This window comes from Hymenobacter arizonensis (genome assembly GCF_900115775.1).
Taxonomy (GTDB): domain Bacteria; phylum Bacteroidota; class Bacteroidia; order Cytophagales; family Hymenobacteraceae; genus Hymenobacter; species Hymenobacter arizonensis.
The window spans coordinates 1,161,677-1,188,621 of record NZ_FOXS01000001.1 but is presented as its reverse complement, the minus strand read 5'-3'; the positions used below and the strand labels follow the sequence as shown (position 1 = coordinate 1,188,621).

Sequence of the window (26,945 nt, the reverse complement as noted above, 5' to 3'; positions counted from 1 at the left end):
TTTATTTCAGATAATGCCACCGGTTTGACAATTAGCTCAGCCGTGTGTACAATTGTACTGCTTATGAAAACACGCTTCTTTCTCCTTGCTTTGAGCCTGCTGTTGCTGGCTACGGGCCGCTCGTTGGCCCAGCCCGTGCTTCCGCTATACACTGGTACCATTCCCAATTCCATCGCCGGCAATGTGCAGGAAACCAGCACCACGCTGGCTAATGGCGGTATCCGCATTTCCAATGTGGTGCAGCCAACTCTTACGGTGTTTGTGCCCGCTCCCGGCACGGCCAATGGCACATCGGTAATTGTTTGCCCTGGAGGTGGTTACACCCGCCTTTCCATCGACTCAGAAGGCTACGAAGTGGCCAAGCGCCTCAACGAAATGGGCGTAACCGCCTTCGTGCTTAAGTATCGATTGCCCAACGATGAGTCGCAGCCCGACAAAGCCATTGCCCCGCTGCTCGATGCTCAGCAAGCCCTGCGCCTGGTTCGGCAGCAAGCTGCGAAGTACAGGCTCAACCCCGAGCGCATTGGCCTCATGGGTTTTTCGGCCGGGGGGCACCTGGCCGCCTCAGCCGGCACCCAGTTTGCGCGGCCGGTGGGGGCCAACCCGGGCCCGGTTTCGGTGCGACCAGCCTTTCTGGTATTGATGTACGGCGTCATCAGCTTCAACGACAGCCTGCAGCACCCCGGCTCCCGCCAGAATTTGTTGGGCAAAAGCCCATCAGCGGCGCTGGTTCGGCAGTATTCCAACGAATTGCAGGTGACGGCCCAAACCCCGCCCACTTTCCTGGTTCATGCCCAAGACGATAAAACCGTGTCCGTGCAAAACAGCATTGTGTTCTACCAGGCCTGCCTGCGCCACAACGTACCGGCCGAAATGCACCTCTACCCCAAAGGAGGCCACGGCTTTGGCCTGAACAATAAAACCACTAAAGACGACTGGACCGAACGCTTGAAGAACTGGCTCGACGCCAACGGCTGGCTAGCGCAGTAGGCGAGTGGCACGTGCCAGTACACGTAAGGTAAGCTTTCGGGTTCGAGGTTAAGAACCTATCCCAAAGCAATAAAAAATAAAACCGTCATGCCGAGCGCAGCCGAGGCATCTCGCATGGGATAGTAACTCAATCGAATGGAATACTGCCGCACGCGAGATGCCTCGGCTGCGCTCGGCATGACGACCTAGTGGGATAGGTTCTAAGTTTGTGCGGCTAGCACCGTGGCCCGGCTGCCGCTGGTGTTTGCCTTCGTCGTCCAATATTTCCTGCAATGAAAAGAATCCTGCTTACCCTGGCTCTGGCCTCGCTCACCCTGGCCTCTTCCGCTCAAAAACGCAAGACCCCCAAACGCAAGGCAGGCGCGCAGGTATCGGCAGTGACGGTGGCGCGGGTAATAAACGCCTTGGCTGCCGACGACATGCAGGGCCGCGGCACCGGCCAGCCCGGCGGCCTGAAAGCCGCGCAATTCCTGGCCGCGGAGTTTCAGCGCATCGGGCTGCAGCCGTTGCCGGGGGCAACGGGTTTCGAACAGGTGTTTTCGGTGTACGATTCACCCGTAACTGCCGTGAGCGCCAGCTTAAATGGTACGGCCATGCCGGCTAGTCAAGTGCTACTTTTCTCCAGCCAACCCGTGGTGGAGTGGACCAACCAAACCCCCGCCGTGGAGGTGCTCACCATTGGTCCCGATGAGAAACCCATGCAATTCGCGGGGCGCATTATGCGGCCCACGCAAAACCTGCTGGTGCTGCTCGACCCCGCTCACGCCGAAGTATTCAAGCGCTTGCAAAGCGTCAATCGCCAACCTCGTTTCCGCACCGCCGAAGCCGGCAATGCCTATTCCAGCGTGGTGCTGATGGCGCCCGCGGGCGCCACTCCGCAGGCCAAGCCGGCCAAGTTTGAGGTCAAGGGTAAAACCGAGCAACGCGTGGTGGAACTGCGCAATGTAGTTGGCATGCTGCCCGGCTCCGACCCCGCCCGAGCGCAGGAAAACGTAGTTTTCTCGGGCCATTACGACCATCTGGGCATCATCAAGCCCAACGTGGCCGGCGATTCCATCGCCAATGGTGCCGATGATGATGCCAGCGGAACCACTGCCGTTGTGGCCCTAGCCGAGTACTTCAAGCAGGTGAAGAACAATGCCCGTCCGCTCATCTTCACGGCGTTTGCGGCCGAAGAAGTAGGTGGATTTGGCGCTCGGCATTTCTCCCAGCAACTCGACCCCAACCAGGTGGTGGCCATGTTCAACATCGAGATGATAGGCAAAGAAGCCAAGTTTGGCCCCAATACCGCCTTCATCACGGGGTTCGAAAAGTCAGATTTCGGCCCGTTGCTGCAAGCCAACCTGCAAGGCAGCAAGTTCCGCTTCGAGCCCGACCCTTACCTCGAGCAAAACCTCTTCTACCGTTCCGACAACGCCACCCTGGCCAAACTCGGCGTGCCAGCCCACACCATTAGCAGCGACCAAATCCCGGATGACAAGCTCTACCACACCGTCGACGACGAGGTGGAAAGCCTGAACCTGGTCAACATGACGGCTATTATTCAAGCAATTGCCGAAAGTGCGCGCGGCATTGTAGCCGGGCAGCAAACGCCGTCGCGCATCGCCCCGGAGCCCGCCAATGGCAAGTAAGTAGCGCCGCAAGGCTGGTTTGCGCCGCCCAGTTTATCAATAGCGACAAATGAAGCAGCACTAGCTAAACAGCTAGCTGCTTCGCGGCAGCTGCTTTCGCCTGCATCAGTGTATCGTGAATTTCGCTGAACAAAGGGCGAGCAGCCACAGTGGGCTGCACACATTGTTTTTGCAGCTCCCACAGCGCCGCCATGGCAGGCTCGGAGGCTGCCGAAGCAGTACAATGAGTCAGTAACTCTTCGAGCAGGCAGCCAAAAGCGCGGGTTTCGATTCGCTGCAAGGCTTGGCTGGTTGTCGCTTCGTCAGGCGAAAAAAAGCAGGCCGCACCAAAATCACCCAGCAGGGCCTTGCCCGTATCCATTGTGAGGATGTTATGGGCATACAAGTCACCGTGTAAAATGCCCCGGGCGTGGAGGTGCTGAGTGGCGGCGGCAATATCCAATGCAGTGCGCAGGGCAGTTTCTAGGGTGAAAGACGTGCCCGGTGCGTACACGTCCCGCGTGCATGTAGCCAGGCTGGGCGGGCCCGCAAGATTGCGAAAATGCGAGCTGATGAGCTCCAGCACCAGCCCTTCGGCCTGGGCCGGGTGTTGAACTATTTTGCCTTTCACGGCAATCAGGTTGGGGTGAGTGCCCGCACCGATGCAGGCCGCCATTTCGCTGTGCGGCAGGCCGTCGCTGGTCAAGGCTCCTTTGAAAAGCTTTACGGCAACTTCGGCCACGGCCTCATCAGCGCGCTGCCATTTCGCTTGGTAAATAACCCCCGAAGCCCCTTCGCCCAGCTGCTGCTCTATGACGAGCTGCTCCCAGTTAACAATATCAATGACCTGACTCTCCGTTACAGCCGCCTCAGCCTGTGCACCAAACGGATTGCCGGCATAGGCCAGCCAGGCCAGCCGGGGCATGGCCAGCAGCCATGCCGGCAGCTCTGTCAGCTGGTTGGCGGCTATGCGCAGCAGCTCCAGGTTGACACAGGCGGCCAGTTGCTCAGGCAGCTCGCGCAGCTGGTTGCCCGCCAGCATTAGCTTTTGTAGCTGCGTGCAGGTGCCTATCTCAGCGGGGAGTTCATTGAGTTGGTTATCGGTCAGAATCAGCCAGCGCAGGGCCGGGGTGAGCGCCGCTGCGGGCAGCGTGCGAATCTGGTTGGCCTTGAAGCCTACCATACTGAGCTGCGGGCACTGCCCCAGCACCGCAGGCACGGCGGTAAAGCGGTTGTCGGAACAAAACAGCACGCGCAACTTGTGCAGCCGCCCTAGGTCGTCGGGCAAAGTAGAAAGGGCATTGCCTGAGAGGTTGAGTACCTCTAGGGTGTCGGCTAAGTCAAAAATCTCGCGGGGAAATTCGGTCAGGCCAGCGGCCAAATCGAGCCGACTAATGCCGGCCAGCTCGCCGGCGCGCAATTGTTCGAGGGTGTGCATGGCGCAAAGTTCGGCAGAGCAAGCTGAAGGTCGCTTCCAATAATGGCATAAGAATTACACAGCGCGATGGCTAAAAATCGAGCTGGGAGCTGATTATTAAGCTCAACAACAGCCACGATTGCCAAAACCTAGCGGTTGCCAGTGCGTATTTTTTGATAGTCCACACCTCATTCTTTCCTTTTTCTTATGCCAAATCCCTCTCCATTGCAGTTGAGCCATGAGCTGCGCGAAGGCGTTTCGTCCGACCTTACTCGGCGCCGCTGGATTATCGGCCTCTCGCTATTCGGTACGGCCATGGGTCAAATAGTGAGCCTCTACCAAACCGGCATCATCAAGCACTTGCCCGACCCACCGCCCCACAGCCTTTTTAATGCCGACAAAGTAGATGCGTCGACCTACGCCTACAAGCGCATGGCCACCCCCGATGCCCTGCTCATGGTAGTGAATTACGGCATCACGGCCGCGCTGGCCAGCGCCGGTGGAGAACACCGCGCCATCCAAAGCCCGTTGTTGCCCGTCGCGATGGGTGTGAAAACGCTGATTGATACCGGCACAGCCGTTAAATTAGGTCAGGAAGAATGGCAGGAAAACAAAGCGTTATGCGCTTATTGCCAAGTTGCCACTATTGCCTCAATTGCCTCTGTAGTGCTGGCTGCCCCAGAATTAATAAAAGCAGTAAAACAGTTATTTGGTCGCCGCACGCAACCAGCTATTGCAAATAATTAATTTACCAATCTGTAATTAATAATCCGGACTTTTCGCGAGCTTAAGGAGGTTGCGAAAGCCCGGTTTATTAGTTTAAAACATTTAAATAGTTAGGACACTCGTGCTGTGAAAAAAGTGACATGAGTGTTGATGCAATCATCTTTATTTATACTGGTCAGGAAGTGGTTTGCGAGAGCGGGGTAGAGACGCAACATTTTGCGTCTCCGGGACCGCGCCGTTGAGGTGTGCTAGTCAAGTCGTTCAACAGTCGTTCAACGACGAGACGCAAGATATTGCGTCGCTATCTCCGCCAGCCGATTTCCGCATGCCACTTCGCGATGAGTATAATTACACCGTTACCACTTCTCCGGTACCGAAATAATATATTACCCCACGCACTTCAGAGTAGCCTAACTCCTCAAACAACGTAGCGTAATTACGCAGCAGCCGCTTGTGTTTTTCATGCGGCGGGGGCAACCGGAAATCCATCAGTGTTACGCGGCCGCCAATGCGGTTGTGCTCTTCCAGCGACGGGTCGAGCACCACGCGGTCGGGTTTGTAGTCGCGCAACTTCACGCCACCAACAAGGATTTCGCGTTCAGTTTCCACACTCAGGTGCGGGGCGAAGTAGGGGGCCAAGCGCGGGTCAGTCACCAGCTTTTCCAGGCTTTCCACCAGTGCTGGTCGTTCGCGGGCGGCCAATATTCCCTCAGCTACGAGCTGGCTGGCTACCCGGCCCACATCGGAAGCCTTAAGTAGGCGGCGCAGGGCATAATGTAGCTTACGATTCCACTCGCCCTGGGCCTGTTGCTCATCGAAGTCAAAAAGCGTTGTGGCGTGGCGCCGCAGCTTGAGCCGGTCTTCCCAGGGCGCAGCGGCCAGATTAGTCAGGTCGAAGCTATTAGCTGTTGATGCCCTGGAAGTATTCTTTTTTGCTGCCAGAGAGCCCTTTGAAACCACAAAAGACACCTGGTCTTCCTGCCATTCGCCACGGCCTAGTAGGTAGCCGTGCAGCAGGTCGGCCACGTTGCGTGCCGCCGAGATAGGAGCGGTTGCCTCAGCGTCTTCCGAAGCCTTGGTGCTCTTCTTTTCGTCGGGCCGCTTGCTGATAACATATAGCCGGTGGCGTGGCCTCGTAAACGCTACGTACAGCGTATTCAGGCCTTCCAGGAAGGTTTTTTCCCGCTCTTCGTCGTACTGCGGGGCCAGCGCCGTTTGCTGAATGCCCTTACTCAGGCTAACTACTGCCACCTCCGGCATGGCGTCCAGGGGTTTCTCGTGCGCTTCCAGATGCCCCCAGAGTAATGTGCCGCGGTGAGGTTCCAAGCTCCAGTCGGCAAAGGGCACAATGACCACTCCATACGCCAATCCCTTGGCCTTGTGCACCGTGGTGATGGTGATGGCCTCGCGCCCGCCCGGCGCATTAATGCTGATGCGGCCCTTGCGCTCCTCCCAATGCGTGAGGAAGTTGCCCAGGTTATTGCCAAATTTCAGGCTGTATTCCAGCGTCAAATCCAGGAAGCGGAATAGGTAGTCGCTCTCGCCGTTGCGGCCCAGCAAGCCAAACAGGTTCAGCAGCCGCTCGGCCAATTCATAAAGCCCCAGGTTGCCGGTTTCGTCTTCCCGCACATCGTAGCCCAGGGCGCGCAGCTCGTCAAAGAATGGCTTGCCGTGGTGCTCATTCGCGATTTGGGCAATGTGCCGGGCGCGGGTCGGAGTAGGAGCGAGGCCCCGCACCACTTTGTCTACCAAAAGCAATGCTTCGGCCCGCGCCAGCGTATCGGCCGGCTGGTGCAGCACCCGCAGAATGCCCACGAGCAGGTTCACCACTTCCGCAAATTCCAGCGCCAGCGAATCGGCCGAAATAATAGGATAGCCCCGTTCCTTCAGGAACTTGGCTATAATCTTACTGGCGTAGCGAGTCCGGCACAGCACCGAAATGTCACTAAGGGCGTAACCGTCGCGCAAGGCCTGCTCCACCAGCTGCAGGGTCAGGTAGCAGGTGCTTTCGTCGTAGTTCAACACCGCTTCGGGCACGTGGCCGGGGAGGGGCTCGCTGGTGTAGGTGCCCGCGCTGGCGTCGTAGCGCATGGCGGGGGCATCTTTCTGAGTAAAAAGCAGCTCCACATGACCCTGTTGCGCCTCGCTCAACGACGTTGGTACCTGTTGCCCAAAAGCATGGTCGTAAATGCCGCCCACCAAGCCCAGCACCGCGTGCCGCTGGCTAATGGCCTCAAAAAACGTGTTGTTGAAGTCGACAATTTCCCGCGCCGAGCGGTAGTTCACTTGCAATGCCTTGGCCTCGAGCTTACCATTAAACGACTCGTAGCGGTGCCGCAGCAGCTCGCGCATTTCTTCCTCCTTGGCTTTTGCTACCAGCGCCTCGGTATTGCCCTGGTGCAGGCGCAGAATCTGCTCCATCTCGCCCCCGCGCCACCGGTAAATGGCCTGCTTGGCATCGCCCACCGCCAGGCTGGAATGACCATTGGCCAGGGTGTTTTCTACCAGCGGTAACAGGTTGTTCCACTGCAGCACCGAAGTGTCCTGAAACTCGTCAATCAGAATATGCTCGTACCGCTCGCCCAGCCGCTCATATAAAAACGGCACTGGTTCGGTGAGCACAATGCTGGCAATGCGCCGGTTAAATTCCGAAATCAGCACCACGTTGCGCTCCATGCTGATTTGCTCCACAATCTTATTTAATTCACTTAGCAGCGAGGCATGAAATAAATACGGCTGCATAGCCGACAGCAAGCCGTAATTAGGCAGATACTTCGTGCGCAATTCATCCAGCGTGGCCACCAATTGACTGAGCGGCTCTCGCACTAAATCCACGCGTGCTTTGTCAACCGGCGATTTAATTTTCCCACCGTACCATTTGTCCTCGGCCAGTGTTTTGCGCACGTAGCTATTGGGGCCGGCATCGGGCTGTAGCAACGCCACGCCCTTTTGCACATACTGGCCAATGCCGGTTTTGCCGTAATACAAATCATCCACGCTCACATTCGCATCGGCCAGCACCGCGGCTCCCAGCTCCTGCGTTTGCGCAAAAGCAGTTTCAATCTCCGTGCGCCGCGCCCTGATTTCGCGGTCCAGCCGCCGGAAATCAGCCAGGGACAATTTGCCCAGCTGGGCCACTGCCTCCTGCACCGTTTCATTAAACAGCACCTTGCCAAAAGTGGCCAGTTCTTCTGGCAGGCGGCTCCAGCTTTTGCCTTCTTCGGCTTGGCCCAGCGCATATTCCGCCAGCGTCTGCGAGAGCAGCTTGGTATTGGGGTCGCGGTTTACCTTGTCGAGCAACGTGGCCACGGCGCTTTGCAGCACACTATCGGTATCCAGTTCTACTTCAAACGTGGCCGGCAGGCCCAATTCCCGCGTGAAAGCCGTCACAATGCGCTGTACAAAGGAGTCGATGGTACTCACTGCAAAATCGGCGTAGTGGTACAGCACCAGCCGAAACGTTTCGGTAGCGCGCCGTTGCACTTCCCGCTGCCGTTCCTCAGGCGTGCGGGCGTGCGGTGGTAGGTGCCCGCCTGCACCCAGTTCCGCCGCTACCTCGGCCAGCAGCCCATCTACTTTGCCGGTTTCCGGATACGCAAAGCGCCGCAAAGCCCCCACAATCCGCTCCTTCATTTCCCCCGCCGCATCGTTGGTGAACGTGATGGCCAGAATGCGCTTGAAATAGGAGGGGTCATCTGCTCCTAAGGCCAGCACGAGGTATTCTTTAGTAAGCTGATAGGTCTTGCCCGAGCCGGCAGAAGAGGAGTAAATGCGGAATGAAGCAGGCACTGTTTTCTATTTAATACGTTTCAGAATTAATAACACTTGATAATTATCTAACAGTAGACCAGCAAGGTTATTATCAATAATACATAGCCTAGCTACGAAATTATTGGGGTTATTACTTTGGTAAGTAATAACCATCAAATCATTAGATGAATTGCCAAGTAGCTTCATGAATGAATCGCTTACAAGACAAGTGTTTTCTGATTTGTAATTACAGGTTAATTCATCACCCGGCCAACGTTTCATTGCATCATTGTCAGTGACTTTTTTAAAAGTGGCTTGCCCGACCAGGTTTGATATTTTACCATAACCATCCTTTTCATTGAGCTTTTCGGGAAAACTCAATGAGTTGCTTTCGATGCTGAAGTTATCACCAATGTAGCGCTGTCTGATTTTATGAAAATCTTTGAGGCTGCTTTTCACCGTCCCTAGTTCCAGCTTTGTATTCTTGACGCTAATAACTTTCCACACTCCTTGATGTCCATTAGAACTGCTTTGAAAAGATGTAAGCAGTACTAATTGGAACAGTAATACGAAGGGCATAGACATGCATAATTATCTATTTTGAATGTTACAAAGCTCAAATAGAACTCAGTTCGGCCTCAACCACTCCACCATCTCGGGCGTCACCCGCACCGGCCGGCCGCTCTTGGGGTCCAGCAACACCCAGGTAGTTTCTGCCTCGCACAGCAGCACATTATCAGCAACGCGGGTAATTGTGGTTAAGCGGAGCGAAGTAGCCCCACTGGTTTCGCCAACCCAAGTGGTGGCCCGCAGCGTTTCATCCAAAAAGGCGGACTGCTTGTAGCGAATGCGGTGTTCGCGCACTACCCATATGTACGCTTCGTGTTTTTCTGGTGGGCAAATACTTAACCAGTGGGCCCCAGCTACGTCCTGCACCCAGCGCACATACTCCACATTATTAGCGTGTCCAAGCGCATCTATAGCGCTTGCTGGAACCTGAAATTCATGCGAGAAAGTGTTGGCTGGAACGTCTGACATAGCTATTGGGTAGGGAAGGAGCGGGCAAAGGTCGGCATCCATTCAAAAAAATAGCTATCGACTTGGTGGTTTAGAATTTCTGCCTATCTTTGACGCAACCTAAGAAACCAAGCCACGGTGGCCCAAAAGCTTAGGGAAACCACAACACAACCACCATGCCCACCGGAACGGTAAAATTCTTTAATGAGACCAAAGGCTTTGGTTTCATCAAAAACGACGAAACTGGCGAAGACATTTTCGTACACATCAGCGACCTGCAAGTAAGCTCGATTCGCGAAAACGACAAAGTTCAATTTGAAGTAGCTCAGGGCAAAAAAGGCCCGAATGCTGTTAAAGTATCGCTGGTTTAGTCCTGCCTTAGCTTTGTATTAAGAAAGCCTGCCTTTGGTGGGCTTTTTTTTGTGCCCTTTAGTTTCTCTGTCCTGAAAGAAGAAGTTACGTCATACTCAATGAGTAAGCATTCACAGCTTCCGCGTAAGCTGTAAAACCGTAGCCTTCTGAACTTGCCGCGCATATCCGGCTATGGAATTATTTCGTCAGCAATATGCTTGAGGCAACTCAGCAACACGCACAATAAGTGCTTGTATGCTGAGACGCTCGAAATCATTTCCCGTACACCTTAGCTATTGCGATTTAAAGTCCGTACCTTTGCACCCGCATTTGAGGACGGCCCTAAGTCCGCGCAAGCCTAGAAGAGGCAATACGCATTGGCCGCATAGTTTTTTGGTTGTTTTTCCCGCCTGATTGTGACAAGGTAGAAGGAGGGGAAACGTCGCTGAGTACGGCTGTTTTCGGAGCGAGTCTCTTACCCCTTTACCAATTCCACATTCATGGAAGCTGAAAAAATTGTAGTTCGTTTTGACGAACTGAACCTCTCTGAGGAAGTACAACGCGCCATCACCGAGATGGGCTACGAAGAAGCTTCGGCCATTCAGGCTGCTGCTATCCCCGTGCTGCTCGCGGGCAAAGATGTTATCGGCCAGGCCCAGACGGGTACCGGCAAAACCGCTGCTTTCTCCATTCCCGCCATCGACGGCGTGGATGCCGACAGCCGCGACGTACAAGTATTGGTGCTCTGCCCCACCCGCGAGCTCGCGGTACAGGTGTCGGGCGAAATCCAGAAGCTCGGCAAATACAAGCGTGGTTTGATGGTGGTGCCTATCTACGGTGGCAGCCCCTATGACCGTCAGCTCCGCGCCCTGGAGCGTGGTGTGCAGATTGTTATCGGCACGCCTGGCCGCATCATGGACCACATCGAGCGTGGCACCCTGAAGCTGGAGAACACCACCAAAATCATTCTTGATGAAGCCGACGAAATGCTCGACATGGGCTTCCGCGACGACATCGAGTTCATTCTGAGCAAGATGCCGAAGGAGCGCCAGACGGTGTTCTTCTCGGCCACGATGAGCAAGCCCATCATGGAGCTCACCAAGAAGTACCAGCGCGACCCGCAGGTAGTAAAGGTGAACCACCAGACGATGACGGTGACCAACATCGAGCAGAGCTACTACGAAGTTCGTGGTCCCCAGAAAAAGGACGTGCTAACCCGTTTGCTCGATATGTACAACCTGAAGTCGACCATCGTTTTCGCCAACACCAAGCGCATGGTGGACGAAATCGTAGCTGACTTGCAAGCCAAAGGCTATTTCGCCGAAGGCCTGCACGGCGACATGGGCCAGCAGCAGCGTCAGAATACTCTCGACAAGTTCCGCAAGACGACCATTGAAGTGCTGGTAGCTACCGACGTAGCTGCCCGTGGTATCGACGTGGACAACGTGGAAGCCGTAGTGAACTACGACCTGCCCGCCGACGAAGAATACTACGTGCACCGCATCGGCCGCACCGGCCGCGCTGGCAAGTCAGGCAAAGCCTTCACGTTTGTGAGCGGCCGCGACATCTATAAGCTGCGCGACATCATGCGCTTCACCAAGGCTCAGATTAAACTGGAGCAGGTACCGTCGTTTGCCGACGTATCGGAGGTGAAAACCACGCTGTTCCTGAACCAAATCAAGGAGATTATCGAGAAAGGCAACCTTGATAAGTACGTGGGCCGCGTGCAGCGCCTGCTCGACCAGGGTGAAGAAATCACGTCGCTCGACATCGCTGCGGCGCTGTTGAAGATGACCATGAAGGAGGACAAGAGTGCTCAGCAGAGCCTCGATGCCAGCAAGGCAGCCGGTACGGCTCGCCCCGGCTACACGCGTCTGTTCGTAACCATGGGCAAGAAAGACCGGATTCACCCCCGCGACATCGTGGACCTGATTGCCGAGTCGAGCAACCTGACCGGTGCCAAAGTAGGCGACATCGCCCTCTACGACAAGTTCAGCTTTGTGGAAGTACCATCGGAATACGCCGACGAGATTGTGGGCAAGCTGGGCCGCACCAGCATCCAGGGCACGCCCGTAAGCTTCAGCATTGCCACTCCGGTTCAGGAGGGCGCAGCTAAAGAAGAAGGCTTCAGCCGGACCGGTGGTTCGGGTGGTGGTCCCGGCGGCTTCGGGGGCGACCGCGAGCGTCGTCCGTTCAGCGGCGGCGAGCGTCGTGAGGGCGGCTACGGCGGTGGCTACAAAGGTGGCAACCGCGGTGGCAGCAGCTACGGTGGCGGCGAGCGCCGCGAAGGCGGCTACGGCGGTGGCTACAAAGGCAACCGCGACGGTGGCGACCGCCCCAGCTACGGCAACAAGCCTGCATATGGCAACCGCGAAGGCGGCAGCGGCTACGGCAACAAGCCCAGCTACGGCGCCAACAAAGGCAGCTACGGCGACAAGCCCAGCTATGGCAACAAGCCCAGCTACGGCACGCCCCGCGAGTACGAAACGCCTCGCGCTCCCCGTGCTCCCCGCAACGAAAGCTTCGATGAGTAGACCTTATTTATGTAGGTGACTCTGGATTATCCAGCTGAAGTGAGTCGTTAGGTGAAAATATGTTAGGTTAAAACAAAAAAGCCGCCCGATTTGAGCGGCTTTTTTGTTTTAAGTGCATTAAGTTAAATGTATGTGGGGTGTTAATAGAGTGGGTGTGCACATGTAACCGTACTGCCAGTCCGACCGCCCTAGGCGGTCCGACCAGTTGTCGTAACAACTAATCGGGTCTTCTTCAACCGGTCGGACCGCCTAGGGCGGTCGGACCGGAGCAGGCGATTATTCATGTTTAGCCTAAAGCAAAAGGAGCCGCTCAATTTGAGCGGCTCCTTTTGCTTTTGCATACAGAGTGTTAACTCTTTGTGTGGTGTTGTTACGCGGTTTTCAGTGACTTAATGGTGCTAAGAGCCTCTTGAACGCCTTGGTACTGCTTTTCAATCACCGATTTTACGGGCGAAGGCAAGTCCTGCGCTTTCAGGGCCGTTTGGTAGGCTTTCACGGCGTAGTCCTCGCCGCGCTCGCACTCGTTGAGTACGGCATTATTGTTTTTGCTGGTCAGGGCAGCTTTCAGGTCTATCCAGGCCCGGTGTACGGTGGCGGTAACTGAACCGCTTTCGTCGGGCTTGAGGTTCAGCTTGAACATCTGGTCCTCGATTTCGGTGATGTACTCGGAGCGCTGGGCAGCGTATTTCTTAAAGGTGTCTTTCAAGCGCGCGTCCTCAACGTCGGTCATGGCGTCGGCATAGCCTTTTTGGCCATCTTTGAGAGTTTCAACCAATTCGTTGAGCAGGGCTTGGGTGGCTTTGGCTTCCATCGGGAATAGTGTTTAGTTGGGAAAGGGAATGTGTTTGTGTTCTCTAATACTGCCAAAACCGGAGTCGGGTTGTGGTGGCCATAGCCAGCCTTGGCTCATGGCTAACGGCCGCGGGTTGCCAAATGGGATGGCACCGTACTAATAGGGGAGCCGAACCGAGAAGCCGGTGGTAACGAAATAAACCGGCCCCGCACTGGTAAGGCCGGTTCCGAGCGCAAGGTCCAGTTGAAGGTTGTCTTTTAAGAGCCAGAGTATACCGGCGTCAGTTTCATTGCCAGGCCGGCTGCCAGAGGTCTTAATGCCAAAAAACTCACCGTAAACCGATAGCCGCTGACTCAATCTGGCCGCCAGCTTTGCCGCATACTTATGCTCGGTCGCGTTTTGCAGCCAGCCATAGCCGTAGGTGTACGTCAGAGATATATTGTCGGTCAGAGAGTTGGTAAGGCCGAGGCGAAGACGGGCTTCGGGGTTGGCCGGGCGCAGAATTTCGGCACCGATGGGCAGGGTAACTCCGCCGGTCAGGGCAACTTCAGGCAACAGCCCGGTCTCCTCCCACAAACTAAAGCGCGCCCCGATTTCAGGGGGGCCTACCCCGCGGCTACGCGGGCGGCTGCCCTCTGGCAGTGAATCCTGAATGGCGCTGCCCACGCGCAGTTCCAGTCGGTCGAGCAAGCCATAGCGCATCACCAACGACGGATAATTGAATGACCGCACTGCCTCATCGCGCTGGTACCGCAGACCGGATTCTAGCTGGAGGGTATGCTTTGGAATAACGTTTGTTCCAGTGGTCTGGTCGGGGCGCCCCGTGCTGATGGGCCCCGGGTCGCGGCGTTGGCCGAAGCTGTGTTCAGCCAACGACAGCAGCAAAGCAGAGGTAAACAGAAACCGGGGTAGGGCCGCTAGGGCAACCAAGTTTGGGGTCATGTTGCGTGCTTTAGCGGTTGGCGGAGCCGGTATTTACGAACCAGCGGTTCCCATTGCCCGCCCCGCCAAATAGCCAGTAGTCCAGGCTGCCTGAAAATTGAAGCCACCCGTAATGCCGTCGATATCCAGCACCTCACCGGCAAAAAATAAGCCCGGCACCCGGCGGCTTTGCATGGTTTTTAAATCGATTTCATCTAGCGAAATGCCACCACACGTCACAAACTCTTCCTTGTAGGTGGTTTTGCCACGCACGGCCAGCGGATAGCGAAGCAATAACTCCAGCAGGCGGTTTTGTGCCTTGGCGGGCAGGTCGCTCCAGCGCGTGTCGGCCCCAATGCCGGCTTGCTCGGTCAGGTTGCGCCAGAGGCGTTGGGGCAACCCAAACTGGGGGTTGACGGCGACAGTTTTTTTGCCGTTTTCCTGTCGGAACTGCTGCAGCCAGAGCCGCAGGGTTTCTTCGGTGAAGGTAGGAATCCAGTTTACCAGGGCCGTGCCCACGTAGCCTAAGTCGTTGAGCCGACGAGCGCCCCAGGCCGAGAGCTTGAGCACGGCCGGGCCGCTCACGCCCCAGTGGGTCACGAGCAAGGGGCCTTCGTATTGCAGCTTTTCGCCGGCCAGCACCACGCGCACCTGGGGCACGCTCACGCCCATGAGCTCGTTTAGGGGCGAGTTGGGAACATTGAAAGTGAACAGCGACGGCACTGGCTCTGCCACGCTGTGGCCCAGGGCGCGCAGCCAGTCGTAGTTGGCGCTTTTCGGATTGCCGCCACTGGCAATGAGCACGCGCGAGGCCCGCAGGGCGCCGCCGAGTTGAGCAGCTCCACTGCCGCTAAGTTTCAGGTCGAAGCCGCCCTCGGCTAAGGGCCGAACCTCGTCAACGCCGGTGTTGAGGCAGATGCGGACCCCGGCCTGGCGGGCCGCTTGCTCCAGGGCCTGGGCAATGGTTTCGCTCGAATCGGTGGTGGGAAACATGCGGCCATCGGCTTCGGTCTTTAGCTGCACGCCCCGCTTGGCAAACCACGCCACGGTTTCGGCCACGCCAAACTGCTGGAATGCCGATTTGAGCTGTTTGCTGCCCCGCGGGTAGTGCGCCACTAGTTGGGCTGGTGTTTCGCAGGCATGGGTTACGTTGCAGCGCCCGCCGCCCGAAATCCGGACTTTGCCCAGCAGCTTGCCCGTTTTTTCTAACAATACGACCTGGAGAGCGGGGTTGGCTTCAGCACAGGCAATGGCACCGAAAAAGCCGGCTGCGCCACCGCCAAGCACGGCTATTAGGGGTTTGGCTGTGTCAGTTTTCACCACACAAAGGTACGGCTGCAACTGCGGCCTCGACTAAAAGGACAGCATACATTCTAGTCACTGGCTTGTGCAGCGGCTTTGCTTCAATCTATCTCCTCTGTAAACCCGAACAGCCTCTTAGCAATGCTCCAGGGCCATTAGCACATCGTCGTGCTGAAATTTATATGGTAGAATGCTCCGCACCAAGCTGCTATCAACTATTTTCCCACTCAGGCCGGCTTCCTCTTTAAAGCTCGGGGATTCCAGTTTTAAGTACTGCGCCGCTGCTGGGTAAAACTCACGCCGCAGCGGGTGTTGCGCGGCGCACACGTTGAAGGTGTGCCCCCAGGCATCGTGCTCAATAATGGCCGATAGCACTCCCACCGCATCGGTCAGGTGAAGCAGGTTGACCGGGGCGTTGCCATTGGCCAGGTCGCGGCGACCGGCCAAGAAGCGGCCGGGAGCCCGTTCGGGCCCGATGAGGCCCCCCAAGCGTACTACTGTGCTTTTCCATTGGCCGTAGCGCGGCACAAAATGCCCCTCGGCGCGCAGCACGTCGGAGGCAGCATCGCGGGTGCTCAGGGCGTCGCTTTCGCGCATGGTCCGGGGCTCGTCGGGGTACACACTGGTGGAGCTCACGAAGATGACGTGCTTAGTGCCCGCGGCTGCCACTGCCCGGTGCACAGGACGCAGCAAGGAAGGGTAGGCCCCAGCCGAGGATGCGCGCGGAGGTACGTTTAGCACCAGCACGTCGGCCGCGTGCAGCAGGCGTTTGAGTAAGGCGTCGGCAGGGGAGCCAAAATCGGAGCCAAGCCGCAGCAAATGCGACTCGATGCCGGCGGCTTCCATGGTCGGAATTTGCTCGGGAGTGGTGGTAGTGCCCAGCACGCGGTACTTCGACGCGGCCAAGGACCGCGCCAGGGCCATGCCCAGCCATCCGCATCCAAGCACCAAAACGGTTGGGGTATCCGCTCCCGATGCTGCGCTCGTGGAGCCCCCGGAACTGGAACTATTCATGAAAATAAAGTAATTTATCTCTTTCGAAACACGAAGGTGCAAAAAAAATAGTTACCACTATATTTAACCGAAAGAAATGTTGCTGCGTGCAGCAGTGAGCGAGAAAATATTCAAACCGTCAGTCTTGTACCTTCGGGGCGCGGACTAAACCGCAATTCCCACCACTACACTTGTTTTTGCATGAATACTCCGTACACCCAGCCCATGCTGCGCGACAACGCTTTGGCCGGCAAAACCATCATCGTAACGGGCGGCGGCACCGGCCTCGGCCGTGCCATGACCACCTACTTTTTGCAGCTTGGTGCCAACGTGACCATAACCAGCCGCAAGCTGGAAGTGTTGGAAAAAACTGCGGAGGAGCTGCGCGAGCAAACCGGCGGCAAGGTGTTGGCCATTGCTTGCGACGTGCGCAAGTACGACGAAGTAGAAGCCATGCTGGACCGCACCATCCAGGAGTTCGGGGGGGTGGATGTGCTGTTGAACAACGCGGCCGGTAATTTTATTAGCCCCACCGAGCGCCTCTCCCACAAGGCGTTTGATGTGATTGTGGACATCGTGCTGCGCGGTTCTTACAATTGCACCCTTGCGGTAGGCAAGCGTTGGATAGCCGACAAAAAGCCCGGTACCATCCTCAATATTGTCACTACCTATGCCTCGGTAGGGTCTGCTTTTGTGGTGCCTTCGGCAGCGGCAAAGGCGGGTGTGCTGGCCATGACCCGTTCGCTGGCAGTGGAATGGGCCAAATACGGTATTCGCTCCAACGCCATTGCGCCCGGCCCGTTCCCCACAGAAGGTGCGTGGAGCCGTCTCTTCCCCGAGCCGCTGGCCAGCAAACTCGACCCCGCCGCCAGCGTGCCGCTCAAGCGAGTGGGCCAGTACCAAGAGCTAGCCAACTTGGCGGCGTATTTGGTGTCCGATTTCTCTTCCTACGTCAACGGCGAGGTGGTCACAATTGACGGTGGTGAGTGGCTGAACGGTGCCGGAGAATTCAACAAACTAGAAATGCTTACTCCTGATATGTGGGACCAAATAGAAAAAACCATGCGCCGTTAAGTCGCAAGTGTTGTCTGTTTAATTAATGGTATTAATTAATCAAATAAAAAGGCCGTTCATTTGAGCGGCCTTTTTATTTGCATTTGTAACACGAAACAATTAATAATTAAGTTGTCTCTAATTATTATTTGTTTGCAAGGAAATAAATTGATAATTATAATTTGTATCCCTTGTAATCCTTGGTAAATTCTTCCAATGGAATAGGCTGATTGGCAATAACGTCGCTGAATTCAAACTTCTCAAACAGGCCCTTATCGTCATCTACCTGCACCATGGTTGGGAGGTAGGTTTTAGGGTCGACACAGATGGTAGTACGGCGACCGTAGCAGTTTGGTACCAGTAGTACCTTGCCCTCGGGAATCTTCTCTCCAATTGTTAAGCCGTTACGTTCAATAACACGAAATTCGCCGCAGCCGAAACGCTCTGCAACGCTACTTATCGTCTCATTTTTCCCCGCCTTATAATTCACGTACCGAAATTGCGGGTAGTCGGAGCGAAGCACATGGCTGGTGCGGCCCAGCAAAAGGGTGTCGCCGGTGTAGCGGAACGAGCGGCTGAAGGAATTGTCCTGGCGCAGGGGAGTGGTGTGCAACAAGTCGGTAATGGTGCCAAAACCAGCCTGTAGAGCCGTGTGGTGCTGGCTGCCGCGCATGAGCTTGCCTTTGGGGTCCAAGCTCAGGGTCACGTACGGGAAACTGGCGGGGTACACCCAGGCATCGCCGTTGTTCTGGCCAGCCAGCCACAATACTTCTACTCCTTTTTGGTTTTTGATGTAAATCCGCAAAGGGTTGTAGGTGAGCTTCATGATGCTGCGCGCTTGGTTGATATTACCACCAATGCGCTCCTGCGCCTTCACGGTGCAGCGCAACGTTTTCAGGTTCTCAATAGCTGCGCTCATGCGCGAGGTTAATTGCTCGGTAGTGGGTGGTGGGGAGCTAGGAGCGGTGGCGGCAACCAGGCTCAGAGCAGCCAAGGGAACTATTTTTTTTGCAAACGAACGATAAGGAGCTGGCAGCGCTACCATAAAAATTTGAATCGAATGAAGTGAATAATGCCCGCTAATTGACAGGCCGTAAATAATTAGTTTAAGCTAATGTGGGGAAAACGCGAAGCAGTGCTATCGAAAATAAATAGCTCGTCAATTTCCACGGCCTGTAAGTAATTATAAAGGGGAAACTGCTCCACTACGGCTTGCACAGCCGCGGCATCGTCGCCGTTGATGGTGACCCAGCCCCGGCTTCGGTCACTGCTGATGGCGTAGACCTCCACTATTTTTTCATTTATCATGCGGTTAATAAAATCACGGTGACTTGGAATAAGAGCAATGAACTCCTCATCGTAATCATCGGGTAGGCGGAGGGAAACGACAAACGTAGGCATAAAATAGAATAGACAAAGTTGGCACTCTAACACCAGTAATTTCCCGAAAGTTAACGCGGGAATGGGCATGAGGTCTATTTTTTGTTGAGCGTAATCTTAAGCAGTGAGCAGTGTGTTTACTAACTGGTTGAACTGGGGCGCTCAGGGTTGTTAAAGGATAATAGAAAACTTAGAATAATGAAAAAGCCCCAGCGTTAGCCAGGGCTTTCGTTCATGGAGTTCAGTATCGAACTGCAGACTCGTAGATGAGCAAGCTACTAAGAGTGGCCAAGCTCCGCTACACTGGGTTGACTTGTATCTCCCAGAGCCGGCATGGCTATCAAATCGGGGGTTGCCTTTGCATCTGAAGCGCTAGTTGCCGTGCCCTGGCTCGTTTTCTCCCATTCCTTATAGCGAACAATTTCATCCTGGAACTTGCCAGCAAACCAGCTGATTAGGCTCAAGTCATCGAGAAAGCCGATTACGGGGATGAAATCAGGAATCAAGTCGATGGGAGAGAGCACGTAAAGCAACACAGCAAGGCCAGTGACAATAGTGCTGGTCGATACCTCGCGGTAGCTGCCGTTGATGTAATTCTTCACCATGCGGACCAAGGTCAGGGCCGTCTTGAAAAGCTGTTGAAACTTGTTATCGGTGCTTTTTTTGTCGGCTAGTTTCTCCGCTACTTCGTTTAGCGTAGTAATAACCTTGAAAGGCCGGCCCAATAGCTTGGTGGAACGGCCAATAAATACGTTAAATAGGGCATTCTTCGAGAGCCGAAGGCCCATTTCAGACAGAGAAGACATAAAATGAGGGTAAGGGGTGATGGGCTGCCTTTACGCGGAACCATAACCTTGCGTTGTTCTCATTATGGCTACAAACCGTGCCATGCCCGCGACTTATTTCTCGAATAGCGGAGTGGTGCCACCAACCCAGTCTTTGTCCTTGTTAAAGTCGACGCCTATCATTTCGCCGCGGCTCAAGCGGCCGAGGCCCGTGAGGAGCTGTGGCCGAGGCTCACCAGTGGGCCAGATATATAGCAAACGGATTTCACATTTAACCAAGCCATTTGTCGACTGCACCACGGGTTCGTACGATACCTTGCGCTGCAATAAGTAATTCTGCTTGTCGGGCAATGCGTCTAAGTCTGCAGCGGTAACATGCAGCCGCACGCCGGCTCCGGCAAACGAGAATAGGGGCTTGAGTACGTAGTTGTGCAAGTCTTCAGGATACTCCGACAACTCGTGCAAATAGTAGCTTGGTGGTACGAAAGGACCCTGAAGCAGCGGCAAAGTGTACTTACTAATTCGAAAAAACCAATTAGGATGTCCAACCCATTTTACATCAACATCCTCGGTTAAATTAAATGATAAATTCAACTCCGGATGACGAGCTAGCTCATCAAAAATAACGCGGTTATAAATCCGTTTTATTTTAATTAACTCACCATTTTTCTCGTAAAATAACTCCCGGGCTTTGCGCTGAATTTTAGTCAGACAAATGGCATCTACTCCCCAAAGTTTTTTTGACAGAAAAAAGTCAATTCGGGTCTTCTGCTTTTCAGGAAATAATTCGAGTAAAATGACTTGCTCTGCCGGTTCGCCGCCCAGAATAAATTGGCGCATCAGTTCCTGATAGCCCTCGTAATCAATTGAATCAAGAAAAGGGGTGACAGTATCTGCAATGGGGTAATGCTGTTTAAAAACAGTTGGGAGCCAGGACTGAAAAGCATACAAGGAAGGGAATCCCTGCATTTCAATTAGCTGCGGTTCTAGCTCACCGGCGGCGTCCCGGCACACTGCAAAATCAAAGGTTAAAAACTCAGGCCGCTCGTCTTCGTGGGGCACCCGCTGGTGAGCAGGAATAGAGGCTTCGGTTAATTCCTTGAAGTTTGGCTGTTCAATTACCTTAATGATGCTTTCGCCTGCAGCAATCAATTTGTCGCGCAGCACGGCCGGAATGAAAACCGGCGTTTCGGCCACCCGGAAGTCGAGCTGGCCGGGCAGCTGACGTTCAATGTCAGCCAGCATTTCCTGGTAGGTGGCCGGGCTGAACGCGGCGTTGAATCGTTGGCGGTGTTCAGGAATCATAAGGCAAGAGTTGGCCAAAGCGGCGGGGAGTTAGGCGGCGGTGAGCTGACCCATGTGGGCCAGGGCGCGGCGCAGAAAAGTAGGCACGATGACCGACTCGGTGCGCTCGATGGTGTTGGGGTCGGCCAGCAGGTGCACCATTTCCTCGTACTTCTCTTCGCCGTAGGTGGTCACCACCTGCTGCTTACGCTCGTCAGTAAGCATGTAGCGGAGCATGCCTTCGCCGTCGGCTTCGGGGTGGAACTGAGTTCCCAGGACTTCGGGCGTAAAGCGAATGGCCATTATGGCGCGGGGCAGCGGTACGTGGGGCCGGTCTTTTTCCAGGCACAGGACTTCGGCGCCCAGCTCTTCGAGGCGGCTTGCATTGAGGTTGGTGAGCTGGTAATCGCGCGAATCAACGATGTAGAACGGCTCGGGCAGGCCGTGCAGCACGGGTTCGTCGAGGCCAGCAGGGGTGAGGTGCACGGGCAGCACTCCAAACGAGGTAGACTTGCGCCGGCTGATTTCACCCACACCCAAGTGCCGGCTTACCAATTGAAACGAATGGCAAATCAGCAGCAGGTGTTTTTTCTGCTCATGAGCCTGATTGTGGGCCAACAGTGCATCAATAAAGGCGAAGTAGCGGGGCTCCCAGGCCTCCCCAGATTCGAGGGGACTGCCGGGGCCGCCCGACGAAATGTACAGGTCGTAGTCCAGGCCGGGCACCTCGTTATTGGCCCGCACATTAAACGTGTCAACGGCAAACGGAACCCCGTTTTCTACGCTGCCCCGGCTCAGCAGCTGCCGAATGCAGCGCATGCCTTCGTTCGGCGCGTTGTTATACATATCAAGAATGGCAATGCGAATAGCCTCCATAGAGTATCAAAGTAAGCAGCCGGCAGCACCGGCATATAAATAAAAGCCAGGCAGTAGCCCGGCCAAAAAAAGAAGCAACGCCCCCGGTTAGGTGGGCGTTGCAAAGACAAATATAATTGATTTACAGCCCGTGGGCAGTTTCGCTCAGAATGTAGTCGACCACTTTGCTCAGGTCGCCGGTTTCGCGGAATACCTTAAGTTGGCGGTCGGCGCCGGTGCCCATCTCCAGCATCTTCAATACGTATTCTACTTCGTGACGGCTGCCTAAATCGTCAACAACATCGTCGACGAAGTCCAGCAGCTCCAAAATCAGCTGCCGGGTGGGCACTTCTTCCTGCTTGCCAAAATCTATCATGCGCCCGTCGAGCCCGTAGCGGGCGGCGCGCCACTTGTTCTCCTTGATGAGGGCGCTGCGGTAGACGCGGAAATTGAGGTTCTGCGATTTGAGCTTATAGATTTTTGCGACCAGCGCCTGCATCACGGCGGCCACGGCCACGGTTTCGTCGGCGCGCATCATCATGTCGCAGATGCGGTATTCGATGGTGTCGAAGAAGGGGTGGAGGCGGATGTCCCACCATATTTTTTTGCCGTTGTCGATGCAGCCGGTCTTGATGAGCAACTGCAAAAATTCGTCGTAGTCGCTGGCACTGTGGAAGTAGCCCGGAATGCCCGTGCGCGGAAACCGCTCAAACACCTTGGTGCGGAACGACTTGTAGCCCGTTTCGCGGCCTTCCCAAAACGGCGAGTTGGTGCTGAGCGCAAACAAGTGCGGCAGAAAATACCGCAGCGTGTTCATCATGTACACCCCAATTTCCCGGTTTTCGATGCCCACGTGCACGTGCATGCCGAAAACGAGGTTGGACCGGGCCGCTTCCTGCAGCTCCTCCACAATCTTATCGTAGCGGACGTCGGGCGTGATGGGCTGGTCTTGCCACCTCGAAAAAGGATGGGTGCCGGCGGCGCCTATTTTCAAGCCCTGCTTGTCGGCCAGCTCCATTACCTGGCGCCGGAGGTGAAATACCTCCGTGCGGGCTTCTTCGATGTTGTGGCAGATATTGGTGCCGACCTCAACCACGGCCTGGTGCATTTCGGCTTTCACCTGCTCGTGGAGCGTGACTCGGCCCCCCTCCACAATTTGCGAAAGGTGCGAGCGCAGCTCCCGGGTTTCGGGGTCAATGGTTTGAAATTCTTCCTCGATGCCGAGGGTAAACACGGGCATGGCCATAAACGGAGTGGTATAAACGAGGAATGAATAGGCCCCAAGGCCCGGCGTGTAAGCGCACGCCGGGCCCGGCCGCTAGCAATTCGATGCGGAATACGCCTTATTCGGATTTCTTGGCCGCAGGTTTTTTGGCAGCGGCTTTGGGGGCTGCTTCTTTTTTGGGCGCAGCTGCTTTGGCAGCAGCGGGCTTAGCCGCGGCAGCAGCTTTAGGAGCCGCCTTTTTCTTGGGAGTTGGGGTTGGTACGTCGGCTACCGTAAAGTGGGTTTCGGCGCTCTTGGCGCGGTGCGGGTGCACGAAGGTGCCCCAGGTCAGGTTGTCTTGGCCGGGCTTTTGGGCTTGGGCGCGGGCAATAGCCATGTTAGCGGCAGCTTCTACCACCCACTCAAAGTTTTTCTCGCCCACGGAGTTGATGTCGGCATCGGGGGCGGGGTTGCCAAAGTCGATGGCCAGCGGAATGCCGTCGCGCACGGCAAATTCTACCGTGTTGAAGTCGTAGCCCAAGCCGGCGTTCAGCTTCAGCACGTAGTCCTTCATGGTGGCGAGCAGTTTCTCGCCGGCTTCGCCCGTCGTTTTCATCTCGGTGGCGTAGCGCAGGTGCGGCTCGTTGCGGGGCTCGTAGGGCATGATGAGTACTTCGGTGCCGCCGATGCAGTAGCAGCGGAAGTAGTCGGTGAAGTCCACGGCTTCCTGGAATAGCATCACCAGCTGGCCGGTTTCAGCGTAGGCGCGGAAAAAGTCGTCGGGAGAATCCAGCTTGTACACGCTTTTCCATCCGCCGCCGGAGTGCGGCTTCATGTAGGCGGGGAAGCCGATGTGCTCGAAGGCCGCGTCCCAATCCATCATCGAGAGGTTGCGGAAGCTGCGCTCGCTGGTGTCGGTGGGCCGCTCTTTGCTGGGCAGGAGCAGGGTTTTGGGCACGGGCACGCCCAGGCGCACGGCCAGCGCGTTGTTGAAGAACTTCTCGTCGGCCGACCACCAGAAGGGGTTGTTGATGACGGCTGTGCCCATCAGGGCCGCATTTTTTAGGTAAGCCCGGTAAAACGGCACGTCCTGCGAAATGCGGTCGATGATGACGGCGTAGTCCGGGGCCACGTGCTGTTCGACTTGGTCAATTTTCACAAACTCGGCCATGATGCCGGCCGGAGCTTTCTGGTTGACGCGGTCGATAAATGCTTGCGGGAAAGTGTTTTCTTGTCCGAAAAGGATGCCAATTTTTTTCATAGTTGCGGGTGTCTTGGTGTTTGGTAATAAAGAAGAGAATGAAGGGAGAGCAGGGGCGTCATGCTAAGCGGAGCCGAAGCAACCTTACCGCGTCACTACCTATTAAGTAGTGTAGTGGTGGGGAAGTGCTCTGGCTCCGCTTCAAATCACGGTTTCAAGGGGGGTATTATATTGTATTCAGGTACTGCGGAAACATCTCGCGCCACACCGGCCAGTCGTGGTCACCGTGGGGCTTCACGTCCAAGGTATGACGAATGCCTTTATCGTGCAGTATTTGAGAGATATTAAAGGTTGAATGCCGGCAGAAGTCGTGCTCCGCCGTGCCGAGAATGATGTTCATCCATTGGAAATGCTCGCTCTGCGCGCCGGGCAGGTACTCGGGCGGGTTGTTGTAGTACACGTTGTCGTCGTGGTAGCCGTCCAGGAACTGGCGGATGTCGAAGGCGGCGCCCATTGTAAATACATGGGCGACCTGGTTGGGATGACGGAGGGCGAAATTCAGCGCGTGGTAGCCGCCGAAGCTGCAGCCAGCTACTCCAATCTTGTCCACGTTGCATTCCTGCTGCAGCATCGGCACTAGTTCATCGCTCAGAAACTGGTCGTAAAACACATGGTTCTTCACCCGGATGGCCGGCTCCAGGTGCTTGGCATACCAGGAAAAACGGTCTATGCTATCGATGCAAAATAGCTTTACGCGGCCGGCCTCAATCAAGGGCCGGGCGGCTTCAATGAGCTTAAAGTCACGGGCTTCGTTGTCGTGCCCCCCGGAGGTGGGGAAAATCACGACGGGATATCCCCACGTGCCGAAAACCAGCATGTCGATGTCTTGGCCGAGGTGGTGCGAGTAAAATCGCCGGTGTTGTTCGTGCACAGTTTTGGGGGCTAAGAAGGCGGAAGTGTATTTTCAAGCTGCACGGCAAACTAGTTAAAAATAACCGCCCAGCCACAATTGGCCTATTTTAATCTGAATGGGGGCTAACTCCCGCGGCCTGCGTTACTTTGTCTTTATGCTTCCCGACACTCTCCACTCTCCTGCGTCTCCCGCCGGCACCCGGCTTCACCGGGAGGTGCTGGCTTCTAGTTTCTTGAAGCGCGACGTGGAGCTGAGCATCCTGCTGCCTCCCGCCGAAGCCGAGGCCCGCAGCAGCTACCCCGTTTTGTATCTGAACGACGGGCAGGACCTGGAGCGGCTGAATTTTCAGGTCACGCTTGATAATCTGTACGCCCACCACGCAGTGCAGCCCTTTGTAGTGGTGGCTATGCACGCCAACGAGCAGCGGGTGCAGGAGTACGGCACCGCCGCCCACGCCGACTACAACGGCCGTGGTAGCCTGGCTGGGGCCTATTCGCAGTTTGTATTGGAGGAGCTGCTGCCGTTTGCGCAAGCCCACTACCAGGCTTCGGCCGACCCCGCACAGGCGGTGATGGCTGGTTTTTCGCTTGGCGGCTTGTCGGCTTTTGATTTGGTCTGGCACCACCCAGAAGTGTTTGCGCGGGCGGGGGTGTTTTCGGGGTCTTTTTGGTGGCGTCAGCGCGCAGTGGGCGCTGGCTACACGCCCGCCGACCGCATCATGCACGGGCTTGTTCGAGTAGGTGAGCTGCACCCCAGCCACCGGTTCTGGCTGCAAAGCGGCACCCTAGACGAACGCAGCGACCGCAACGAAAACGGCGTCATCGACTCTATCGAAGACTGCCTTGACTTAATTGAGGAACTAGTAAAAAAGGGCCTCGATGCCCAGCACTCGTTGCGCTACGTGCAGGTGGAAGGCGGCCACCACCACCCCAATACCTGGGGCCGCGTCATGCACGATTTCCTGCTGTGGGCTTTTGGGCAGGAGGGAAGCGCCGCCTTAATGCCTGCCCCATTGCCCATTGTGCGCCTGCAGTTCGACCCCACTCTGGCGCCGGCCATTCTCTCGGCTACGGCGGCAGCGGCTGAAGAACCGGTCCACGAGCCGCTTGAGTTGCCTAATGCCCCGAGCCATTTGGCGCCACACACGGCGGACCTGATGGCTCCCTCACTTTCAACCCCACCCTCGCACATGCCCATTGCCCGCCCCGCCGAAGGAGATTTTCTTCCTTACGCCGTTACTTATATCAACCAGATTCCCGAAGGCGCCGACCCGCGGGAAGTATTGCGGGGCATTGCGCAGGAATTCCACGCCATCTTCCATAACCTAAGCGAAGCGCAAACCGAAAAAGGCTACGCCGAAGGCAAGTGGACCCTGAAGGAAATGCTCCAGCATCAGATAGATACGGAGCGCATTTTTGCATACCGCGCCATGCGGTTCGCACGCGGCGACAGCCAGGACCTGCCCGGTTTCGACCAGGATGACTATGTGGTGCAAAGCGGTGCCAATGCCCGCACCATGGCCAGCCTGCTGGCCGAGTACGATGCTACCCGTGCCGCAACCCAAGCCCTATTCGACAGCTTCACCGACGAGCAACTCGACCGGCGTGGCACGGCCAATGGCGGCCCCACCACGGTACGGGCGCTACTTTTCATCGTTCCCGGCCACGAGCTGCACCACCTTCATGTTCTCCGCGAGCGGTACCTGCCCATTCTGTAGGATTTCACGAAATTTTCTACCTTCGCCGGGCACAACACGCTGGCGGGGCTACGCGTTAAAATCCTCACCAACTTAGACCCTACTTAAACTTCTTTTCAATCATGGCCAAAGCACAAGACGCCCGCAAAGAGAAAAAGAAAGAGCCCGTT

The 26,945-nt window shown here is 55.9% G+C and carries 22 protein-coding genes and 1 pseudogene; 7 read left to right on the top strand and 16 right to left on the bottom strand.

Going from position 1 to position 26,945, the window contains the following annotated elements:
* Positions 1–63 precede the first annotated feature (63 nt).
* Together BMZ66_RS04955 and BMZ66_RS04950 are read left to right on the top strand one after the other, a co-directional pair.
* The gene (locus tag BMZ66_RS04955; protein ID WP_092669583.1) at positions 64–990 is read left to right on the top strand and encodes an alpha/beta hydrolase; all 927 of its coding nucleotides are present in this window, start codon (positions 64–66) and stop codon (positions 988–990) included.
* Between the two features lie 272 nt (positions 991–1,262).
* On the top strand, positions 1,263–2,621 hold the full coding sequence (locus tag BMZ66_RS04950) for a M20/M25/M40 family metallo-hydrolase (protein WP_092669581.1): 1,359 nt from the start codon (positions 1,263–1,265) through the stop codon (positions 2,619–2,621).
* A gap of 64 nt (positions 2,622–2,685) precedes the next feature.
* Here the strand turns inward: BMZ66_RS04950 and BMZ66_RS04945 are convergent, their stop codons facing one another.
* The gene (locus BMZ66_RS04945; protein WP_092669579.1) at positions 2,686–4,038 is read right to left on the bottom strand and encodes a leucine-rich repeat-containing protein kinase family protein; all 1,353 of its coding nucleotides are present in this window, start codon (positions 4,036–4,038) and stop codon (positions 2,686–2,688) included.
* A gap of 186 nt (positions 4,039–4,224) precedes the next feature.
* Here BMZ66_RS04945 and BMZ66_RS04940 point away from each other — a divergent pair, with 186 nt between their 5' ends.
* Positions 4,225–4,764, top strand: coding sequence for a vitamin K epoxide reductase family protein (locus BMZ66_RS04940; protein WP_092669577.1), 540 nt, complete (start codon positions 4,225–4,227; stop codon positions 4,762–4,764).
* 327 nt (positions 4,765–5,091) lie between these two features.
* On the opposite strand, the gene BMZ66_RS04935 is transcribed toward BMZ66_RS04940, so the two are convergent.
* From BMZ66_RS04935 to BMZ66_RS04925, 3 genes are read right to left on the bottom strand one after another with little or no spacing between them, the layout of a single operon-like run.
* The gene (locus tag BMZ66_RS04935) at positions 5,092–8,532 is read right to left on the bottom strand and encodes a UvrD-helicase domain-containing protein (RefSeq protein ID WP_092669575.1); all 3,441 of its coding nucleotides are present in this window, start codon (positions 8,530–8,532) and stop codon (positions 5,092–5,094) included.
* A gap of 6 nt (positions 8,533–8,538) precedes the next feature.
* The gene (locus tag BMZ66_RS04930) at positions 8,539–9,072 is read right to left on the bottom strand and encodes a hypothetical protein (protein WP_143080058.1); all 534 of its coding nucleotides are present in this window, start codon (positions 9,070–9,072) and stop codon (positions 8,539–8,541) included.
* 48 nt (positions 9,073–9,120) lie between these two features.
* Positions 9,121–9,531: an acyl-CoA thioesterase gene (locus tag BMZ66_RS04925; RefSeq protein ID WP_177204599.1), complete on the bottom strand. Its 411-nt coding sequence runs from the start codon at positions 9,529–9,531 to the stop codon at positions 9,121–9,123.
* 155 nt (positions 9,532–9,686) lie between these two features.
* Between BMZ66_RS04925 and BMZ66_RS04920 the strand changes: the two genes are divergently transcribed.
* Both BMZ66_RS04920 and BMZ66_RS04915 read left to right on the top strand, forming a co-directional pair.
* The gene (locus BMZ66_RS04920) at positions 9,687–9,881 is read left to right on the top strand and encodes a cold-shock protein (RefSeq protein ID WP_035564390.1); all 195 of its coding nucleotides are present in this window, start codon (positions 9,687–9,689) and stop codon (positions 9,879–9,881) included.
* 480 nt (positions 9,882–10,361) lie between these two features.
* Entirely contained in the window at positions 10,362–12,395 is a 2,034-nt protein-coding gene (locus BMZ66_RS04915) for a DEAD/DEAH box helicase (protein WP_092669569.1), read from the top strand.
* 370 nt (positions 12,396–12,765) lie between these two features.
* Here BMZ66_RS04915 and BMZ66_RS04910 read toward each other — a convergent pair whose 3' ends face one another.
* The 4 genes from BMZ66_RS04910 to BMZ66_RS04895 all read right to left on the bottom strand — a co-directional run bounded on the left by BMZ66_RS04910 (position 12,766) and on the right by BMZ66_RS04895 (position 16,425).
* On the bottom strand, positions 12,766–13,206 hold the full coding sequence (locus BMZ66_RS04910; protein WP_092669567.1) for a ferritin-like domain-containing protein: 441 nt from the start codon (positions 13,204–13,206) through the stop codon (positions 12,766–12,768).
* A gap of 138 nt (positions 13,207–13,344) precedes the next feature.
* Positions 13,345–14,130 carry a transporter gene (locus tag BMZ66_RS04905; protein WP_092669565.1) on the bottom strand — a complete coding sequence of 262 codons (786 nt, stop codon included), beginning with the start codon at positions 14,128–14,130 and terminating at the stop codon, positions 13,345–13,347.
* Between the two features lie 33 nt (positions 14,131–14,163).
* Positions 14,164–15,429 (bottom strand): BaiN/RdsA family NAD(P)/FAD-dependent oxidoreductase, encoded by a 1,266-nt coding sequence (locus tag BMZ66_RS04900; RefSeq protein WP_234794977.1) that lies wholly within the window; start codon positions 15,427–15,429, stop codon positions 14,164–14,166.
* A 117-nt stretch (positions 15,430–15,546) separates the two neighbouring features.
* Positions 15,547–16,425 carry an NAD-dependent epimerase/dehydratase family protein gene (locus BMZ66_RS04895; protein WP_092669563.1) on the bottom strand — a complete coding sequence of 293 codons (879 nt, stop codon included), beginning with the start codon at positions 16,423–16,425 and terminating at the stop codon, positions 15,547–15,549.
* Between the two features lie 180 nt (positions 16,426–16,605).
* Here BMZ66_RS04895 and BMZ66_RS04890 point away from each other — a divergent pair, with 180 nt between their 5' ends.
* Positions 16,606–17,478 (top strand): SDR family oxidoreductase, encoded by an 873-nt coding sequence (locus tag BMZ66_RS04890; protein WP_092669561.1) that lies wholly within the window; start codon positions 16,606–16,608, stop codon positions 17,476–17,478.
* Positions 17,479–17,632: 154 nt separating this feature from the next.
* Here the strand turns inward: BMZ66_RS04890 and BMZ66_RS04885 are convergent, their stop codons facing one another.
* The 8 genes and pseudogenes from BMZ66_RS04885 to BMZ66_RS04850 form a co-directional block, all read right to left on the bottom strand.
* A complete protein-coding gene (locus BMZ66_RS04885) occupies positions 17,633–18,451 on the bottom strand; it encodes a DUF1571 domain-containing protein (RefSeq protein WP_177204598.1) in 819 nt (272 codons plus the stop codon).
* A gap of 107 nt (positions 18,452–18,558) precedes the next feature.
* Complete coding sequence (locus tag BMZ66_RS04880) at positions 18,559–18,858, bottom strand: YciI family protein (RefSeq protein WP_143080057.1); 300 nt, start codon at positions 18,856–18,858, stop codon at positions 18,559–18,561.
* A gap of 431 nt (positions 18,859–19,289) precedes the next feature.
* A pseudogene (locus BMZ66_RS26535) lies at positions 19,290–19,442 on the bottom strand (YkvA family protein); the annotation flags it as partial.
* 294 nt (positions 19,443–19,736) lie between these two features.
* The gene (locus BMZ66_RS04870) at positions 19,737–20,927 is read right to left on the bottom strand and encodes a hypothetical protein (protein WP_092669553.1); all 1,191 of its coding nucleotides are present in this window, start codon (positions 20,925–20,927) and stop codon (positions 19,737–19,739) included.
* 30 nt (positions 20,928–20,957) lie between these two features.
* A complete protein-coding gene (locus tag BMZ66_RS04865) occupies positions 20,958–21,782 on the bottom strand; it encodes a type 1 glutamine amidotransferase (protein WP_092669551.1) in 825 nt (274 codons plus the stop codon).
* A 121-nt stretch (positions 21,783–21,903) separates the two neighbouring features.
* Entirely contained in the window at positions 21,904–23,001 is a 1,098-nt protein-coding gene (locus BMZ66_RS04860) for a carboxylate-amine ligase (RefSeq protein ID WP_092670283.1), read from the bottom strand.
* A 103-nt stretch (positions 23,002–23,104) separates the two neighbouring features.
* A complete protein-coding gene (locus BMZ66_RS04855) occupies positions 23,105–24,226 on the bottom strand; it encodes an ATP-grasp domain-containing protein (protein WP_092669549.1) in 1,122 nt (373 codons plus the stop codon).
* A 166-nt stretch (positions 24,227–24,392) separates the two neighbouring features.
* Complete coding sequence (locus tag BMZ66_RS04850; RefSeq protein ID WP_092669547.1) at positions 24,393–25,097, bottom strand: alpha/beta fold hydrolase; 705 nt, start codon at positions 25,095–25,097, stop codon at positions 24,393–24,395.
* A gap of 136 nt (positions 25,098–25,233) precedes the next feature.
* Between BMZ66_RS04850 and BMZ66_RS25985 the strand changes: the two genes are divergently transcribed.
* On the top strand, positions 25,234–26,796 hold the full coding sequence (locus BMZ66_RS25985) for an alpha/beta hydrolase-fold protein (RefSeq protein WP_234794976.1): 1,563 nt from the start codon (positions 25,234–25,236) through the stop codon (positions 26,794–26,796).
* Positions 26,797–26,945 lie beyond the last annotated feature (149 nt).

Excerpts from the sequence above, each read along its gene's own strand:
- BMZ66_RS04955 (WP_092669583.1), top strand. The coding sequence starts at position 64 with ATGAAAACACGCTTCTTTCTCCTTGCTTTGAGCCTGCTGTTGCTGGCT.
- BMZ66_RS04950 (WP_092669581.1), top strand. The coding sequence starts at position 1,263 with ATGAAAAGAATCCTGCTTACCCTGGCTCTGGCCTCGCTCACCCTGGCC.
- BMZ66_RS04945 (WP_092669579.1), bottom strand. The coding sequence starts at position 4,038 with ATGCACACCCTCGAACAATTGCGCGCCGGCGAGCTGGCCGGCATTAGT.
- BMZ66_RS04940 (WP_092669577.1), top strand. The coding sequence starts at position 4,225 with ATGCCAAATCCCTCTCCATTGCAGTTGAGCCATGAGCTGCGCGAAGGC.
- BMZ66_RS04930 (WP_143080058.1), bottom strand. The coding sequence starts at position 9,072 with ATGCCCTTCGTATTACTGTTCCAATTAGTACTGCTTACATCTTTTCAA.
- BMZ66_RS04925 (WP_177204599.1), bottom strand. The coding sequence starts at position 9,531 with ATGTCAGACGTTCCAGCCAACACTTTCTCGCATGAATTTCAGGTTCCA.
- BMZ66_RS04920 (WP_035564390.1), top strand. The coding sequence starts at position 9,687 with ATGCCCACCGGAACGGTAAAATTCTTTAATGAGACCAAAGGCTTTGGT.
- BMZ66_RS04915 (WP_092669569.1), top strand. The coding sequence starts at position 10,362 with ATGGAAGCTGAAAAAATTGTAGTTCGTTTTGACGAACTGAACCTCTCT.
- BMZ66_RS04910 (WP_092669567.1), bottom strand. The coding sequence starts at position 13,206 with ATGGAAGCCAAAGCCACCCAAGCCCTGCTCAACGAATTGGTTGAAACT.
- BMZ66_RS04905 (WP_092669565.1), bottom strand. The coding sequence starts at position 14,130 with ATGACCCCAAACTTGGTTGCCCTAGCGGCCCTACCCCGGTTTCTGTTT.
- BMZ66_RS04895 (WP_092669563.1), bottom strand. The coding sequence starts at position 16,425 with ATGAATAGTTCCAGTTCCGGGGGCTCCACGAGCGCAGCATCGGGAGCG.
- BMZ66_RS04890 (WP_092669561.1), top strand. The coding sequence starts at position 16,606 with ATGAATACTCCGTACACCCAGCCCATGCTGCGCGACAACGCTTTGGCC.
- BMZ66_RS04880 (WP_143080057.1), bottom strand. The coding sequence starts at position 18,858 with ATGCCTACGTTTGTCGTTTCCCTCCGCCTACCCGATGATTACGATGAG.
- BMZ66_RS04870 (WP_092669553.1), bottom strand. The coding sequence starts at position 20,927 with ATGATTCCTGAACACCGCCAACGATTCAACGCCGCGTTCAGCCCGGCC.
- BMZ66_RS04865 (WP_092669551.1), bottom strand. The coding sequence starts at position 21,782 with ATGGAGGCTATTCGCATTGCCATTCTTGATATGTATAACAACGCGCCG.
- BMZ66_RS04860 (WP_092670283.1), bottom strand. The coding sequence starts at position 23,001 with ATGCCCGTGTTTACCCTCGGCATCGAGGAAGAATTTCAAACCATTGAC.
- BMZ66_RS04855 (WP_092669549.1), bottom strand. The coding sequence starts at position 24,226 with ATGAAAAAAATTGGCATCCTTTTCGGACAAGAAAACACTTTCCCGCAA.
- BMZ66_RS25985 (WP_234794976.1), top strand. The coding sequence starts at position 25,234 with ATGCTTCCCGACACTCTCCACTCTCCTGCGTCTCCCGCCGGCACCCGG.